This is a genomic window from Aquipseudomonas alcaligenes (genome assembly GCF_003205495.1).
GTDB classification, from domain to species: Bacteria; Pseudomonadota; Gammaproteobacteria; order Pseudomonadales; family Pseudomonadaceae; genus Aquipseudomonas; species Aquipseudomonas alcaligenes_B.
Window position 1 is genome coordinate 75,118 of the sequence record NZ_QJRX01000004.1, and the last position, 15,972, is coordinate 91,089.

The 15,972-nt window shown below is 63.1% G+C and carries 12 protein-coding genes and 1 pseudogene; 2 read left to right on the plus strand and 11 right to left on the minus strand.

Translation table 11 applies throughout. The features are described from left to right. Positions 1 to 19: 19 nt before the first annotated feature. The 4 genes from DMO17_RS08300 to DMO17_RS08315 form a co-directional block, all read right to left on the minus strand. The gene (locus DMO17_RS08300) at positions 20 to 1,450 is read right to left on the minus strand and encodes an aminotransferase-like domain-containing protein (RefSeq protein WP_110682029.1); all 1,431 of its coding nucleotides are present in this window, start codon (positions 1,448 to 1,450) and stop codon (positions 20 to 22) included. A 198-nt stretch (positions 1,451 to 1,648) separates the two neighbouring features. After that, positions 1,649 to 2,455 carry an OmpA family protein gene (locus DMO17_RS08305; protein WP_110682030.1) on the minus strand — a complete coding sequence of 269 codons (807 nt, stop codon included), beginning with the start codon at positions 2,453 to 2,455 and terminating at the stop codon, positions 1,649 to 1,651. Beyond that, positions 2,455 to 2,805, minus strand: coding sequence for a DUF4398 domain-containing protein (locus DMO17_RS08310; RefSeq protein WP_110682031.1), 351 nt, complete (start codon positions 2,803 to 2,805; stop codon positions 2,455 to 2,457). The genes DMO17_RS08305 and DMO17_RS08310 overlap by 1 nt, the downstream gene beginning before the upstream one ends. Next, complete coding sequence (locus DMO17_RS08315) at positions 2,802 to 3,644, minus strand: substrate-binding periplasmic protein (RefSeq protein WP_110682032.1); 843 nt, start codon at positions 3,642 to 3,644, stop codon at positions 2,802 to 2,804. The genes DMO17_RS08310 and DMO17_RS08315 overlap by 4 nt, the downstream gene beginning before the upstream one ends. 115 nt (positions 3,645 to 3,759) lie before the next feature. Between DMO17_RS08315 and DMO17_RS08320 the strand changes: the two genes are divergently transcribed. After that, entirely contained in the window at positions 3,760 to 4,683 is a 924-nt protein-coding gene (locus tag DMO17_RS08320; protein ID WP_110682033.1) for an alpha/beta fold hydrolase, read from the plus strand. A gap of 63 nt (positions 4,684 to 4,746) precedes the next feature. On the opposite strand, the gene DMO17_RS08325 is transcribed toward DMO17_RS08320, so the two are convergent. After that, entirely contained in the window at positions 4,747 to 5,676 is a 930-nt protein-coding gene (locus DMO17_RS08325; RefSeq protein WP_021699683.1) for an electron transfer flavoprotein subunit alpha/FixB family protein, read from the minus strand. Then, positions 5,677 to 6,426 carry an electron transfer flavoprotein subunit beta/FixA family protein gene (locus DMO17_RS08330; RefSeq protein WP_021699684.1) on the minus strand — a complete coding sequence of 250 codons (750 nt, stop codon included), beginning with the start codon at positions 6,424 to 6,426 and terminating at the stop codon, positions 5,677 to 5,679. 306 nt (positions 6,427 to 6,732) lie between these two features. On the opposite strand from DMO17_RS08330, the gene DMO17_RS08335 reads away from it, so the two are divergent. Further along, positions 6,733 to 8,406, plus strand: coding sequence for an electron transfer flavoprotein-ubiquinone oxidoreductase (locus DMO17_RS08335; protein ID WP_110682034.1), 1,674 nt, complete (start codon positions 6,733 to 6,735; stop codon positions 8,404 to 8,406). A 39-nt stretch (positions 8,407 to 8,445) separates the two neighbouring features. Here the strand turns inward: DMO17_RS08335 and DMO17_RS08340 are convergent. From DMO17_RS08340 to DMO17_RS08360, 5 genes and pseudogenes are all read right to left on the minus strand, one after another. Beyond that, positions 8,446 to 8,805: pseudogene (locus DMO17_RS08340) on the minus strand (VOC family protein); the annotation flags it as partial. A 60-nt stretch (positions 8,806 to 8,865) separates the two neighbouring features. Beyond that, positions 8,866 to 11,244: an efflux RND transporter permease subunit gene (locus DMO17_RS08345; protein ID WP_110682035.1), complete on the minus strand. Its 2,379-nt coding sequence runs from the start codon at positions 11,242 to 11,244 to the stop codon at positions 8,866 to 8,868. A 27-nt stretch (positions 11,245 to 11,271) separates the two neighbouring features. Then, positions 11,272 to 12,351, minus strand: coding sequence for a WD40/YVTN/BNR-like repeat-containing protein (locus tag DMO17_RS08350; RefSeq protein WP_375538011.1), 1,080 nt, complete (start codon positions 12,349 to 12,351; stop codon positions 11,272 to 11,274). A 187-nt stretch (positions 12,352 to 12,538) separates the two neighbouring features. Then, a complete protein-coding gene (locus DMO17_RS08355) occupies positions 12,539 to 13,909 on the minus strand; it encodes a DUF1329 domain-containing protein (RefSeq protein ID WP_110682037.1) in 1,371 nt (456 codons plus the stop codon). A 58-nt stretch (positions 13,910 to 13,967) separates the two neighbouring features. Further along, positions 13,968 to 15,920 carry a DUF1302 domain-containing protein gene (locus DMO17_RS08360; RefSeq protein ID WP_110682038.1) on the minus strand — a complete coding sequence of 651 codons (1,953 nt, stop codon included), beginning with the start codon at positions 15,918 to 15,920 and terminating at the stop codon, positions 13,968 to 13,970. Positions 15,921 to 15,972 lie beyond the last annotated feature (52 nt).

Consider the following 15,972-nt stretch of genomic DNA (forward strand, 5'->3'; position numbering starts at 1 on the left):
AGCCGCCAGCCGTTTCGGGTTAAGCGTTTTCCTGGCAGAGCTGCTTGGCCAGGGCACCGAGAGTCATGATCGCCCGCTCGGACTCACGATTCCACGGCACGCCGCAGGTCAGCCGCAAGCAGTGGTTGAACTGCTCGGTGTTACTGAAGATCAGCCCCGGGGCGATGCTGATGCCCTGCTGCAGCGCCCGCACATGCAGCTCCTGGGCGCTGACCTTGCCCGGCAGGCTGACCCAGAGGATGAAGCCACCATTGGGCCGGGTCATCTGCGTGCCTTCCGGGAAGTGCTGCTGCACCGCCAGCTGGTAGGCGGTCATGTTCTTGCGGTACTCCTGGCGGATGTGCCGCAGGTGGCGGTCGTAGCCGCCGTTCTCCAGGTAGGCAGCCACGCCCATCTGGGTCACGCTGCAGGCCGAATGGGTGCTGAAGGTCTGCAGCCGCTCCACCTCCTCCTGATAGCACCCGGCGATGATCCAGCCGATGCGCACGCCCGGCGACAGGGTTTTGGAGAAGCTCGAGCAATACACCACCTGGTCGTCGCGATCGAAAGCCTTGAGCGCCTTGCTGCGCCCCGGCTCGAACAGCAGCTCGCCGTAGATGTCGTCCTCGATCACCTGGATGCCGTGGTCGGCGGTCAGGCGCAGCAGCTGCTTCTGGCGCTCCTCGGGGATGCTGCCACCGAGCGGGTTGGACAGCCGCGCGGTCAGCACCAGGGCCTTGATCGGCCACTGGTTGGCGGCCAGCTGCAGGGCCTCAAGGCTGAGCCCGGTGGTCGGATCGCTGGGGATCTCGATGACTTTCAGGCCCAGCACTTCGGCCAGTTGCAGCAGGCCGTAGTAGGTCGGCGACTCGGCGGCGATCAGGTCGCCCGGCTGGGTCACGACCCGCAGGGCCATGTGGATGGCGTCCACGCAGCCGTGGGTGATCACCACCTCGGAAGGGTCGACCACCACGCCGGCGTCGCGCATGCGGATCGCCACCTGGCGCCGCAGCGGCTCGTAGCCGGGGCTGAACATGTAGCTGAAGGCGCGCGGGCTCTGGAAGCGGGTGACCTTGGCCAGTTGCTGGTGCAGCGAGCGCACCGGCAGGTAGTCAACGTGCGGAACGGCGGCGCCGAGGGGGAACACCCCTTCCTGGCGCGACTCGGTGAGCACCTGGCTGATGATGCTGCTGCGGGTGACCATGGACGGACGCTCGACCCGCGCGATGTCCGGGGTCGGCGCGGTCAGGCCGGCGGTCTGGTGCACATAGAAGCCGGACTGCGGACGGGCGCGAATCAGGCCCATGTCCTCCAGGTTGGCGTAGGCCTGCAGCACGGTGGCGTGGCTGACGCTGAGCTGCGAGCTCATCTTGCGCACCGAAGGCACGCGCTCGCCCGGCTGGTAGACGCCACGACGGATATCCTCGGCCAGCTGCTGGGCGATACGCTGGTAAAGCAACAAACTGGTCATGAGGAAACTCCATTCGCGACTGAACCATAACAGTAGCGAAATACAGTTCAGTCTTGGCGATACAGTCAGTAAATATGCTAGCGGTACAGTTGCATCTGTTCCAGCTCAGAGTGAAATTTGCACCACTCACATCAGACTGTGACCCAACAAAAAACCCCGGGCCTGGGCTCCGGGGTTTTCGCTGCAGCGACGGCTGTGTCAGCGCTGGGCGCCGAGCTTGCCGGCCTCATCGGAGATCAGGATCTCCACCCGGCGATTTTGCGCACGCCCTTTGGCCGAGGCGTTCTCGGCCAATGGATGAGCCTCACCGTACCCCACCACCTCCAGGCGCCGCCCTTCGATGCCGAGGTCGGTCAGCAGATCGGCCACCGCCTGCGCGCGTGCGCGAGAGAGCTCGAGATTTTCCCGGGCATCGCCACGATTGTCGGTATAGCCCTCGATGCGCACCGTGCGCCGCGGGTTGATCTGCAGGAACTGCACCAGCTTGAGGATGGTGCGGTTGGCCGAAGCCTTGAGCTCGGTACGGCCGGCATCGAACAGCACGTCACCGAGGGTCATCACCAGGCCACGGTCGGTCTCGCTGGCGGCCAGGCTGACCACCTGCTCCTCCAGCCACTGGCCCTGCTGCTGGATGCTGAGCAGCTTGGCCTCGCGCAGTGCCAGCTGCAGGCGTTCGCGCTCTAGCTCCAGCTTGGCCAGACGCTCCTGGTTGAGGTTCAACTCGGCATGCTGCCGAGCAATCTGGCTGTAGCGCTGACTGAGGAAGGCGAAATGCTCGACATCCTGGCCGCTGCCCCAATAGCTGGACAGGCGCTCGGCGCGGGCCAGCGTCTCACCGGCGCGGATCACGTCCTTGGGCGCGCTGCGCAGCACGTCGGTATCTTCCTTGACCGCCAGGAAGCTCGCTTCGGCATCCGCTACGGCCTGGCGCCCCTGCTGGCTGGCGCATCCACCCAGCAGGGCGAGGGACAGCAGCATGGCGCCGCCCAGAGTGACCTTGACCATCACGGCATCTCCCCCAGTTGCTTGCGCAGGCGGGTGATCCGCGCATTCAGTTCGTCCAGCTGCTTCTGGCTCTTCAGGTTGAGTACCTTGGCCTCGGCCAGGCGGGCATCCAGTTCGGCCTGCTCGGCGAACATGCGGGCGCGCTTGTAGTCGGCCTCGCCCATGTTCTTCTCGGCACGCGCCAGTTTCTTCTCGGCCAGCTGCATTTCCTCGATCTGCTGGTCGGCACCGACGGCGCGGGCCTGCTGCACGGCCTGGGTAGTCAGGCGCATCTGCTCGTGCGGAGCCGGGTCGTTGGCACAGCCGGCCAGGGCCAGCAGCGCCAGGGCGAGAATAAGGGGTCGGTTCACTGAGGCACTTCCTGCTCTTGCGGGGGAACGTCGGCGGCTTGCAGCTGCTGGGCCTTCCAGCGCTCCAGGTTGCGCTGCAGAAGAGTTTCCGGCAGGCCGGCGGCGACCAATTCTGTCATCTTTTTCGCCAGCTGTCCGCGCAGCCAGGGATCGTTGCAGGCCGAGCTATGCGACAGGGTCAGGTACAGCCCTTCACTTGAGATCGGCGGCTCCAGGGTCTCCAGGCTGTCCAGCATGCCCTGGGTATTGGCCAGCGCCACGCCCGGGTAGCGTTCGTACAGCACGTAGTCGGTGCGTCCAAGCAACAGCTTCTGGAAGGCCTGGATCAGGCTGGGTACCTCCTCCAGGTTCAGATTGGCCTTGGCGAAGGCGTCGAACTGCTGGCCGAAGCTGTTGTTCACCAGGGTACCACCCGTGCGCCCGCGCAGGTCCTCCCAGCCGCTGTAGGGGAAGCCCTGTTCCTTGCGCACCCAGACCACGCTGGGCGTGACGAAGAAGGCCGGGTGTACGTAGTCCATGTGCTCCAGGCGTGGCAGGGTAAGGAAGGCGCCGGCCAGCAGGTCGACCCGGCCGGTGCGTACCTCGTCTTGGGCGCGCGACCAGGGTCCGGTGTGCAGGATCTCGATTTTCACGCCGAGCTGCTCGCCGATCAGGGTCAGCAGGTCGGCGTTGGCACCGATCAGGTGCTGCGGGCTCTGCGGATCTCGCCACAGGTAAGGTGGGTATTCCGGATTGCCGGTGGCCACCAGGCGCTCGCACTTGCCGACGGCAGCGGACAAGCCGGGCAACAGCAGCAGGGCCAGCAGTGGCAGGGCCTTCAACAGCAGTGTTTCTCGCATCTCATGCACCGCTCGAATGATCATGGCGACAGGTTCGCGACTCGCTCACGGAGCCGAACCGCTTCATGCTAGCGTAACCCGCACACCTAATAATAATTAGCGATAAGGAATCGCCATGAAAAAGTTCTTGCTCAGCCTCATCCTGCTGCTGGCCGCTACTGCGGGAGTGCTCTACCTCTCCCCCGGCGCACTGCTGGCCAGCGTGCAATTCGTCGAGCGGCAACTGGCGGGCCTCGAACCCCGCACGGTGCAGGTCGAAGGTCTGACCATACATTACTATGAAGGCGGCCCGGCAGAGGGCGAACCCCTGCTGATGCTGCATGGCTTCGGCGCCAACCGTGACAACTGGTTACGCTTCGCCCGCCACTTCAAGGACTACCGAGTGATCGCGCCGGACCTGCCGGGGTTCGGCGAAAGCAGCAAACCGGACATCAACTACGACGTCGCCAGCCAGACCGAGCGCCTGCATGCCTTTGCCAAGACACTGGGCCTCACCCGCCTGCACCTGATCGGCAACTCGATGGGCGGCCACATCGCCGCGCTCTATGCCGCCCGCCATCCCGAACAGATCCTGAGCGTCGCCTTGCTGGACAACGCCGGCGTCACCTCGCCACGCAAGAGCGAGATGTTCGAAATGATCGAGCGCGGCCAGCCCAATCCGCTGGTGGTACGCCAGGCCGAGGACTTCGATGCGCTGATGCGTTTCGTCTTCGTCAACCCGCCGCCCCTGCCGGAGTCGCTCAAGCGCCACTTCGCCGAGCAGTCCATGGCCAACCAGGTGCACTACGACAAGATCTTCGCCCAGTTGCGCGAGCGCTATGTACCCCTGGAACCTGAGCTACCGAAGATTCAGGTACCGACGCTGCTGCTGTGGGGCGAGCAGGACCGCGTGCTGGATGTTTCCAGCATCGAGGTGATGAAGCCGCTGCTGAAGCAACCGAGCGTGGTGATCATGCCAGACTGCGGCCATGCACCGATGATCGAGCGCCCCGAGGAGACGGCCCGGCACTACCAGGCGTTCCTCGAAAGCCTGAAATAGCTGCCCCCGGAAAGCAAAAAACCCGCTCATCGAGCGGGTTTTTTGTTGGGTCGGGAAACCGGATCAGACCAGTTTCTCGAGCTCCGGTACGGCTTCGAACAGGTCAGCCACCAGGCCGTAGTCAGCCACCTGGAAGATCGGGGCTTCTTCGTCCTTGTTGATGGCGACGATGACCTTGGAGTCCTTCATACCGGCCAGGTGCTGGATGGCACCGGAGATGCCGACCGCGATGTACAGCTGCGGCGCGACGATCTTGCCGGTCTGGCCGACCTGCATGTCGTTCGGCACGAAGCCGGCGTCGACGGCGGCACGCGAGGCGCCAACGGCAGCGCCCAGCTTGTCGGCCAGGGCGTACAGGTGCTTGAAGTTGTCACCGTTGCCCATGCCACGGCCGCCGGATACGACGATCTTGGCAGCGGTCAGTTCCGGACGGTCGGACTTGGCCAGCTCTTCGCCGACGAAGGACGACTTGCCGGCGTCGCCGCCAGCAGCCACGGCTTCGATGGCAGCGGAACCGCCTTCGGCAGCAGCGGCGTCGAAGCCGGTGCCACGCACTGTGATCACTTTCACGGCAGCCGAGGACTGCACGGTAGCGATGGCGTTACCGGCATAGATCGGGCGCTTGAAGGTGTCGGCGCTTTCAACGGCGATGATCTCGGAGATCTGGTCGACATCCAGGGCAGCGGCGACGCGCGGCAGGATGTTCTTGCCGTTGCTGGTGGCGGCAGCAAGGATGTGGCTGTAGCCCTTGCCCAGTTCGGCGACCAGCGGAGCGACGTTTTCCGGCAGCTGGTTGGCGAAGGCAGCGTTGTCGGCGACCAGTACCTTGCTCACGCCAGCGATTTTGGCAGCGGCTTCGGCAGCGGCACCGGCGTTGGCGCCAGCGACCAGAACGTGAATGTCACCACCGATTTTCTGAGCGGCGGCCACGGTGTTCAGGGTGGCAGCGGCCAGAGCGGCGTTAGTGTGTTCAGCAACAACCAAGATAGTCATTTAGATTACCTTCGCCTCGTTCTTCAGTTTCTCGACCAGTTCAGCCACGGACTTGACCTTGATGCCGGCGCTGCGGGCAGCCGGAGCTTCGACTTTCAGGGTCTTTACGGTGGAGGTGGTGGAAACGCCCAGGGCGTCCGGAGTCACCACGTCCAGCGGCTTCTTCTTGGCTTTCATGATGTTCGGCAGCGACGCGTAGCGCGGCTCGTTCAGGCGCAGGTCGGTGGTGACGATCGCCGGCAGGGCCAGGGCGACGGTCTGCAGGCCGCCGTCGATTTCGCGGGTCACGTTGACCTTGTCGCCAGCCACTTCAACCTTGGAGGCGAAGGTACCCTGGGCGAAGCCGGTCAGGGCGCCCAGCATCTGGCCGGTCTGGTTGTTGTCGCTGTCGATGGCTTGCTTGCCCATAATGACCAGTTGCGGCTGCTCCTTGTCGACCACGGCTTTCAGCAGCTTGGCCACGGCCAGGGAGTTCAGCTCTTCGTTGGTCTCGACCAGGATGGAACGGTCAGCACCCAGGGCCAGGGCGGTGCGCAGTTGTTCCTGAGCGGCGTTCGGGCCGATGGTGACGACGACGATCTCACTAGCGACGCCCTTCTCTTTCAGGCGAACGGCCTCTTCGACGGCGATTTCGCAGAAGGGGTTCATCGACATCTTGACGTTGGCGAGGTCGACGCCGGAGTTGTCCGCTTTGACGCGGACTTTGACGTTGTAGTCGACCACTCGTTTGACAGCTACAAGAACCTTCATGGATTCCTCGTTACTCTCCGGTGAATAAGAATGTCGCCAAGGCGAGCCTGGCCGGTGATGCTAGTCGGCCGGAACCGACGGTCAGCCCATACGGCGAACGCAAAACCGACCGTATCTTGACCGGAACGCCTTTTTCGGTCAACACGAAAAACCGCCCTTTTATCTGGCGCCAGCCCTTGCGCTATCAGGCTTTGAGAAAATTCAAACAAACGTTTGTATTGGACGCCGAAGGGCCTGTATATATAATGCCCAGCGCGCAGGCCAGAGAAAGCCTAGCCAAGCCAGATCAACAACACCGAAGAAGCCTTGAGTAGGAGATTCTCTGTGGAACGCGAATTTATGGAATTCGACGTCGTCATCGTCGGCGCCGGCCCCTCCGGCCTGTCCGCCGCCTGCCGACTGAAGCAGAAGGCCGCTGAAGCCGGCAAAGAAATCAGCGTCTGCGTGGTCGAGAAGGGTTCCGAAGTCGGCGCTCACATCCTCTCCGGTGCGGTCTTCGAGCCGCGCGCCCTGAACGAACTGTTCCCCAACTGGAAGGAACTGGGCGCCCCGCTGAACACCGAAGTCAAGCGCGACGACATCTACCTGCTGAAGAGCGCCGACAAGGCTGCCAAGGTACCGAACTTCTTTGTGCCCAAGACCATGCACAACGAAGGCAACTACATCATCTCCCTGGGCAACCTGTGCCGCTGGCTGGCCCAGCAGGCCGAAGCCCTGGGCGTCGAGATCTACCCGGGCTTCGCCGCCCAGGAAGCCCTGATCGACGAGAACGGCGTGGTGCGCGGCATCATCACCGGCGACCTCGGTGTGGACCGCGAAGGCCACCCGAAGGAAGGTTACTACACCCCGGGCATGGAACTGCGCGGCAAGTACACCCTGTTCGCCGAAGGCTGCCGTGGCCACATCGGCAAGCAGCTGATCAAGAAGTTCAACCTCGACTCCGAAGCCGACGCCCAGCACTACGGCATCGGCATCAAGGAAATCTGGGACATCGACCCGGCCAAGCACGAGCAGGGCCTGGTGGTGCACACCGCCGGCTGGCCGCTGTCCGACGAGAACCCGGGCGGCTCCTTCCTCTATCACCTGGAAAACAACCAGGTGGTGGTCGGCCTGATTGTCGACCTGTCCTACTCCAACCCCTTCCTGTCGCCGTTCGACGAGTTCCAGCGCTACAAGCATCACCCGGTGATCGCCAAGTACCTGGAAGGCGGCAAGCGTGTGGCCTACGGTGCTCGCGCCATCTGCAAGGGCGGCCTGAACTCGCTGCCGAAGATGGTCTTCCCGGGCGGCGCCCTGATCGGCTGCGACCTCGGCACCCTGAACTTCGCCAAGATCAAGGGCAGCCACACCGCCATGAAGTCCGGCATGCTGGCCGCCGAGGCCGTGGCCGACGTGCTGCTGGCCGACGGCCAGGGCGGCGACCTGCTCAATGGCTATGTCGACGACTTCAAGGCCAGCTGGCTGTACGACGAGCTGTTCCGCAGCCGCAACTTCGGTGCAGCCATCCACAAGTTCGGCGCCATCGCCGGCGGTGCGTTCAACTTCATCGACCAGAACATCTTCGGCGGTAAGATTCCGGTCACCCTGCACGACAACAAGCCGGACTACGCCTGCCTCAAGCCGGCGGCCGAGTGCCAGCGCATCGAATACCCGAAACCGGACGGCAAGCTGAGCTTCGACAAACTCTCCTCGGTGTTCCTCTCCAACACCAACCACGAGGAAGAGCAGCCCTGCCACCTGAAGCTGACCGACGCCAGCATCCCGCTGTCCGTCAACCTGCCGAAGTTCGACGAGCCGGCACAGCGCTACTGCCCGGCCGGCGTGTACGAAGTGGTGACTCAGGAAGACGGCGAGAAGCGCTTCCAGATCAACGCGCAGAACTGCGTACACTGCAAGACCTGCGATATCAAGGACCCGTCCCAGAACATCACCTGGGTGGCTCCGGAAGGCACCGGCGGCCCGAACTACCCCAACATGTAATTCGAGCCCCATTGAAAAAGCCGCCGCAAGGCGGCTTTTTCATGCCTGCGATTCGCCGACGAAGGCCCGCTGCAAGGCGGCGATATCCAGCTTCTTCATCTGCAGCATGGCTTGGGTCGCCCGCTGCACCGCTGCCTGATCCTCGGCCAGCAGCATCTCCAGCAGCACTTCGGGCACCACCTGCCAGGACAGCCATAGCGATCCTTCAACCAGCCACACTGCTGCGCCTGCGGCGCCCCGCCTTCACCCAGCCGGCCCCAGTAGTGATCGACCCTCGGCCTGATCGCCACACAGCACCTGCAGGGAGACGGCCTCGTTGAATCGGAATGCCGGCCCGCTATTGAGCACCGTGAAGGGCTGACCATGCAGCTCGAAGGCCCCCTCCTCCCTACCCGAGAATAGACGGCAGGCAATGAAAAAGGGCTCCCGAGGGAGCCCTTGCACCAGCCGCGATAGCGATCAGTGGGCGAACAGCGAACCACCCTGCTTGCCGGCCAGCTTCTCCGGCTTGATCAGGAAGCGCGCCAGAGCCGGCAGCAGCCACAGCGCACCGAACATGTTCCACAGCAGCATGAAGGTCAGCATCAGCCCCATGTCAGCCTGGAACTTGATCGCCGAGAATATCCAGGTGACCACGCCGATGGCCAGGCACAGACCGGTGAACAGTACGGCCTTACCGGTGGAGCGCAGGGTCTGGTAGTAGGCCTCCTGCAGCGGCAGGCCGGCGCGCAGGAAGCTTTCCATGCGGCTGTAGATGTAGATGCCGTAGTCCACGCCGATACCCACGCCCAGCGCGATCACCGGCAGGGTCGCCACCTTCACGCCGATACCCAGCCAGGCCATCAGGGCGTTGCCGAGGATGGAGGTGAGGATCAGCGGCAGGATGATGCACAGCATCGCACCGAAGGAGCGGAAGGTGATCAGGCACATCAGCGCCACGCAGATGTACACCAGCACCAGGATCTTCAGCTCGGAAGTGGCGATCACCTCGTTGGTGGCCGCCTCGATGCCGGCATTACCGGCCGCCAGGATGAACTCCAGGCCTTCCTTGTTGTTCTCCGCGGCGAACTCCTGCACCACCGCGACGGCGCGCTTCAGGGTCGCGGCCTTGTGGTCGTTGAGGAACACCAGTACCGGCGCCAGCGAGCAGTCGGCGTTGTACAGGCCGTCGGCACGGGCGATGGAGTTGTTGAGGATGTCCGGGTTGCGCGACAGGGTCTCCCACTTGAGGCTGCCCTCGTTCATCCCCTTGATCACCTGCTTGGACACGCTGACCATGGAAATGGCCGATTGCACGCCCTCGGTGTTCTCCAGGCGCCACATCAGCTGATCCATCGGCGCCAGGGTCTCGTAGGTCGAGCAACCCTCGTTCGGCGTCTTGACCATCACCACCAGCACGTCGGAGCTGGTCGAGTAGTTGCTGATGATGAAATCGTTGTCCTTGTTGTAGCGCGAGTCCGGACGCAGTTCCGGCGCGCCCTGGTCGAGGTCGCCGATCTGCAGGTGCTCCTTCTGGTACCAGAAGGCCGCCACGCCGGCCGACAGGGCAATGACCACGGAGATCGGTGCCACCACCGGGTGGGCGAAGTTGGACAGCAGGCGCCAGAACGGCTGCTCGCGACCGGCCTCGCGCTTGCTGCGCTCGACGGCCTTCTTGCTGATGCCGATATAGGAAATCGCCACCGGCAGCAGGATCAGGTTGGTGAACACGATCACCGCCACACCAATGGAGGCGCCGATGGCCAGCTCGCGGATCACGCCGATGTCGATCACCAGCAGGGTGATGAAGCCGACTGCGTCCACCAGGATGGCGATCATGCCCGGCAGGAACAGCTGGCGGAAGGTCCGCCGGGCCGCGGTCAGGGCATTGTCGGCGTCGCTCGACTGCAGGGCGATACCGTTGATCTTCTGCACCCCGTGGGAGATGCCGATGGCGAAGATCAGGAAGGGCACCAGCATCGAGTAGGGATCGAGACCGAAGCCGGCCAGGTTCATCAGGCCCAGCTGCCAGACCACCGCGATCAGGGTGGTGGAGACCACCGAGATGGTCGAGCGGATGCACCAGCTGAACCAGTACAGTAGCACCAGGGTAATGGCCAGGGCGATACCGAAGAAGGCCACCACCATGATCAGGCCGTCGATCAGGTCACCGACCTTCTTGGCGAAACCGACGATGTGCACCTGCACATTGGGGTTCTGCGCCTGGTACTTCTCGCGGATTTTCTCTTCCAGCTCATGGGAGAACTGGCGATAGTCCAGCTTGAGCAGCTTGCTCTGATCGTTCGGATCCGGGTACTGCTCGAGCAGGGGTACATCGACGATGCTCGACTTGAAGTTGTTGGCCACCAGGCGACCGACCTGGCCGGACTTGAGGACGTTGCTGCGCAGCTCCTGCAGGCTCTGCTCGGAACCATCGTAGGTCTGCGGGATCACCTCGCCACCGTCGAAACCTTCCTCGGTCACTTCGGTCCAGCGCACGGCCGGGCTCCACAGCGACTTCAGGCCGGAACGGTCGACACCAGCGATGTAGAACACCTCGTCATGGATCTGGCGCAGGGTCTCCATGTATTCCTTGGAGAAGATGTCGCCATCCTTCGCCTCCACGGAGATACGCACGGTGTTGCCCAGGTTGGCCAGGTCGTTGCGGTGCTCGAGCATCTTCTGGATGAAGGGATGCTCCAGCGGAATCATCTTCTCGAAACTGGTCGAGGGACGAATATGCGAGGCCTGCCACAGCAGCAGCAGGGTGATCAGCGCGCAGAGGGCGATGACGATCGGCCGGTTGTTGAAAATCAGGCGCTCGAGGAAAGTCGCCTTGTCCTGGTGATGGCTGCTCATGGAACTCATATGCTCATACGCCCCGGCTTATTGTTTTTGGCCTGGCTCGGCGCCAGTCGGAGTAGCGATCTGTACGCCGCCCTGCCCCACCAGGACCAGGTTGCCGGCTGCATCGGCAGCAGCCGAGGCCAGCGAGGCGCGATCGGCCCGGTTGATCACGGTGAAGGTGCGGCCGGAATCCTTGCTGGTCAGCACGCTGCCGCCGTGGCCGACGATGACCACGTCGCCATTCTTCAGCAGGCTGCCGCCGGCCAGGCCGAACTCCAGCGGACCACTCTCGGAGAGCAGCTGGACCTGTTGCCAGGTGGCGCCGAAATCGGTGGAGCGATAGAGATTGCCGCGCAGACCGAAAGCCAGCAGGGTGTTGCTGCTGGCAGTGCCGAGGGCACCGAACAGGGTACCCTCATAGGGGCCCTGGACCCTCTCCCAGGTCTGTCCCCAATCGGCGGAGCGGAACATGCTGCCCGCCTCGCCGACGACGAACAGGCCGGCATCCTTGACCTCGGCGATGCCGTTGAGGTGATAGCCGTCCTCGTTGTCCAGGCGGTCGCTGACGTCGGCCCAGGTCTTGCCACCGTCGGTGGTTTCCAACAGCGCGCCATAGGCACCTACGGCATAGCCGGTGCTGGTATCGCGGAACCAGATGTCGAGCAGGGGAGCTTCGCGTTCGAGGTCCTCGAACTGCAGCTTCCAGTTGGCGCCGCCGTCTTCGCTGACGAGAATCTGCGAATCATGGCCGACGGCCCAGCCGTGCTTGTCATCGACGAAGTACAGGGCAGTCAGCAGCTGGCGGGTCGGCACACGGGCCTGAACCCAGTTCTTGCCGGCATCTTCGGAGAACAGGATGTGACCACGATCACCCACGGCGACCAGACGCTTGCCGGCATGAGCGACATCCAGCAACAGGCTGGACACGGCCTTGGGCGACTCGATGGAAAGGACATTGGCGGATTCCGCAGCCTGTACAGGCATGGGTGCGGCAAAAGCCAGAATGGAACAGACGCCGAGCAGGGACAGCGCCTTCGCCAGCGGCGAGTATTGACGGGCCGGGGCCTGCATGGAATTCAGGCAACCGGAGCGGGTGCGCCGCATGACGGGCTCACGCATAAATTTCCCCCTTTATTCTTATAGGTGGGTACATGCCTTATGGCAGGCGGCTCATGCTATACGGCTTTGGAAAAAACTGACAATCGGCGTGACGTTATGTTTTGTTAAGCGTCGGTTACCCAGACTTTCGTCTCCGCAGAATGCACAAGGCCGCCTCTGACAGCGGCCTTGTGTCCTGGCGTGACGCTCAGCGGGTACCGCGGCGGCGCAGGGCGGACGGCGTGAAGTAGCTGTCCTCCGGAATCGCCTTGGTGAAGTTCACCGTGGCCGGTTCCTCGCTGTCCAGGTTCTGCACGTGGTAGCGGCGACTCTGCAGGTCATGGAAAGCCTCCATGGCCGACCAGGTGGTGGGCAGGTCGTAGTAGTTCTTCAGGTAGGCGACGGACACCCGCCACAGCTCGCCGCGGGTGTCGTACTGATCCACCACGGCAGCCTGCCAGCTGTCCTCGTCGAGAAACAGGGTGCGCTTGCCATATATGTGACGCGCCCCCGGCTTGAGCGTGCCCTCCACCACCCAGACGCGGTGCAGTTCGTTGCGGGTCAGCGCCGGGTTGACGTGGCCAACCTGCAGCACATCCTCGTACTTCACCCCGGCTGCGGCGATACGGTAGTTGTTGTAGGGGATATACAGCTCCTTCTTACCCAGCAGCTTCCACTCGTAGCGGTCGGGTGCACCGTTGAACATGTCGGTATCGTCGGCGGTACGCAAACCTTCGGAAGCGGCGATCGGCGTGTCGTAGGCCAGGTTCGGCGCACGCCGCACGCGACGTTGCCCGGCCGCATAGGCCCAGGCCTGGCGCGGCTCCTTCACCTGATCCAGAGTCTCGTGTACCAGTGCCGCACCACCAGCCAGACGCGCCGGGCTCTTGGTGAAGTTCAGGTAGTAGAACAGGATGTTGTTGAGGTCGGCATAGCTGCCCTGCGGGTCGTAGTAGCGGAACAGCGCCTCGGCCTCGGACACCACCGGCGAGAAAGCGCCGTTGCGCTGCACCGCCACCTCGGCGGAGCGGCGCGTGATATAGGTACCGCGGTAGCGCACGATGTGGTTCCACAGTGCCTCCACGCCGCTCTGCGGAATCGGGAACGGAATGCCACCGTAGGCGTCGGCGAAGCCATTGCCGCCCTCGACCAGCTTGGCGCTGGTGGCGTTCCTGATGCTGTTGTCATACACCCACTGCGGTGCCGAGCCGGAGCGACGGCTCTGATAGACCGGCATCTGGAAGCTGTCCGGGTAGGCGTTGAACAGGGCGATCTGCCCTGCGCTCAGCTTGTCCTTGTACTGTTCCAGGTTGGCCTTGGTGATGGTGAACAGCGGCTTGTCGTCCGGGAAGGGATCGACATGGTGCTGGCCGCCACCCTTGAATCCAGCCGGTGCCTGGGTGATGCCACCGCTCCAGGCCGGGATGCTGCCATCGGCATTGCCGGCCTTCTCCGCGCCGAATGGGGTCAGCGTGGCGCCCAACTTGGCCGCCTCCTGCGGCGAGACAGCGGCCAGCGCGCTGCCGGTGGAAAGCGCGAGGGCGACTGCGGCGCCCATCAGCGAGTGTTTCATCAGCATGGTGATTCTCCGTACTAGCGAGCCGGGCGGCCTGGCCGCCCGGCCCTGGGATTCATGTTCAGAAGGAGTACTTGAGGTTGACGCCGAGGTTGTCGCGATCGCGGCCACTGTTGTTCTGGCCGGCGCCGTAGTACTCGGTGTACTGCACCTCGGCCTCCAGGCTGTTCAGGTAGCTGGCACGCAGGCCGACCGAATAGGCCATGGCACCCTCGACGAAGTTGCCGGTCTGATGCGAGTTGCCCTGGAAGTTGTGCTTGAACACGGCGAAGGGCGACAGGTTGACCCCGGCATACACGTCGTTCCAGGTACCGGACAGGGCCAGGGTGTAGCCGTAGGCGTCGCGATCCAGCTGGTCCTCATCGTCGTAGCCGGACACATAGGCGCCATTGGGACGACCGGCGAAGCCGCGCTCGCTGCCATCGTAGGCGGTGTAGCTCAGGTCGCTGGCACGGGAGTGCTCGGAGGCCAGTTCGGCCACGCCCATCAGCGAATCGAAGCTGATCGCCGGCCCGAAGTTGTAGATGGTGCCGATGGACAGGTTGAACGCCTCGATACGCTCGTAGTTGTGAATTTGGCCATCCAGCGCGGTATCCCTGCCCGCAATGTTGGCCAAACCGCCACTCCCTAGCAGCAGAGACTGACCGAGCAGATCCCCCAGAAGGTCATTGGTCGCACTGATGCCCACCGGCAGGTTAGGCCGGTAAGCCAGCTCGCCGAACACCGAGGCCTCACCAATATTGGTATTGAAACTCAGGCCATACATGCGGATGTCTTCGACGTATTCGCGCCGCCCTACAACCTGATTGGCGATATCGATGGCAGCCAGGCCATTGGCACCAGCCAGAGCCTGCGCAGCGGCTGCGTTGCCCAGTGAGGCCGCCAGCTGCAGGTTGGCACAACTGGTTGCTCCCAGCGTGTTACAAAGTACATCCGGGTTGAAACCCGCATAGGCATCGTTAACGCTCGCCGATATCTGCGGCTCCTTCGCGTGGTAATTGACGAAGTAGAAGCCGAACTCGGTGAGGTTCAGCTCCTCCGCCACGTAACGCAGCGCAAAACCATACTGCCCATCATTCTTGGCATTCAGGTCGCTCGATATGTTGGCAACCTTGATCGTCCCCGTCGCAGGGTCGTAATAATCACTGCCGCTCAGCTGATTAACTGCCACCAGACCGTTATAAGCACCAGCCAACAGTGGATTGGCAAAGGCATCGTTCACTGTATAAGCCGTATTGCCGCCATCGGCGAACAGATCGGTCTCGGAGAAGAAGGTACCGGCCGGGTCGATCGCCGACTCCTTCCAGTTCCACTGGTAGAAACCTTCCAGCGACAGATTGTCGGTCAGGCCGATGTTGAAATTGAAGGCCTCCACCGGCACCAGTACTTCCTTCAGTTCGGAGCCCGGCAGACGGAACTTGGCGGCGTCGATCGGGTTGGTGGTGTTGATGCCACCACGATAGAAGATGCCCTCGCCCCAGTTGAACACCTGGCGGCCGACCTTGACGGTCAGCGGCATGCTGCCGACATCCCAGTTGCCATAGACATAGGCGTCGAGAATCTCGGCACTGTGGCCGGCGCTATCGCGGGTCTCGTCGGTGAAATGGTTGTTGTTCGGGTAGCCCTGGCTCGGCCGGAAGTCGTCGTTGTCGTTGCGTTTGTCCATGATCTGGGTGTCATAGAAGGCGGTGCCACGCACGAACAGGCCGTAGTTCTGGTAGTTGGCCTCCAGGTCGGAGGTGATCTTGAACACCTCGGAGACCAGGCCGGTATCGAAGTTGCGGTTGCCATCGTTGCCGTTGGTGTCGTCGTTGGTCTTGTCCCGCCCCTGCACCCGGTACAGCTGGCCATAGGACAGGGTGGTATCCAGCGAGCCGGTCACCTCGCCCTCGACGAAGCTGAACTCAACGGCGCCGGCCGGGATAGCCACCAGCAATGGAATAAGCCCGACAAGGGCAAAACCCGCCCTGACGGGGGCGAGACACAGGGACGACTTGCGCAAAGGGATGGCCATAGGCAGCTCCATGGATCGATTGTTCTTGTTATGTCCGTCGTGCCGGGCATAC

Bases quoted from the DNA above. Each gene is read 5' to 3' on its own strand.
- DMO17_RS08300 (WP_110682029.1), bottom strand. From the start codon at position 1,450: ATGACCAGTTTGTTGCTTTACCAGCGTATCGCCCAGCAGCTGGCCGAG.
- DMO17_RS08305 (WP_110682030.1), bottom strand. From the start codon at position 2,455: ATGGTCAAGGTCACTCTGGGCGGCGCCATGCTGCTGTCCCTCGCCCTG.
- DMO17_RS08315 (WP_110682032.1), bottom strand. From the start codon at position 3,644: ATGCGAGAAACACTGCTGTTGAAGGCCCTGCCACTGCTGGCCCTGCTG.
- DMO17_RS08320 (WP_110682033.1), top strand. From the start codon at position 3,760: ATGAAAAAGTTCTTGCTCAGCCTCATCCTGCTGCTGGCCGCTACTGCG.
- DMO17_RS08325 (WP_021699683.1), bottom strand. From the start codon at position 5,676: ATGACTATCTTGGTTGTTGCTGAACACACTAACGCCGCTCTGGCCGCT.
- DMO17_RS08330 (WP_021699684.1), bottom strand. From the start codon at position 6,426: ATGAAGGTTCTTGTAGCTGTCAAACGAGTGGTCGACTACAACGTCAAA.
- DMO17_RS08345 (WP_110682035.1), bottom strand. From the start codon at position 11,244: ATGAGCAGCCATCACCAGGACAAGGCGACTTTCCTCGAGCGCCTGATT.
- DMO17_RS08350 (WP_375538011.1), bottom strand. From the start codon at position 12,351: ATGCGTGAGCCCGTCATGCGGCGCACCCGCTCCGGTTGCCTGAATTCC.
- DMO17_RS08355 (WP_110682037.1), bottom strand. From the start codon at position 13,909: ATGCTGATGAAACACTCGCTGATGGGCGCCGCAGTCGCCCTCGCGCTT.
- DMO17_RS08360 (WP_110682038.1), bottom strand. From the start codon at position 15,920: ATGGCCATCCCTTTGCGCAAGTCGTCCCTGTGTCTCGCCCCCGTCAGG.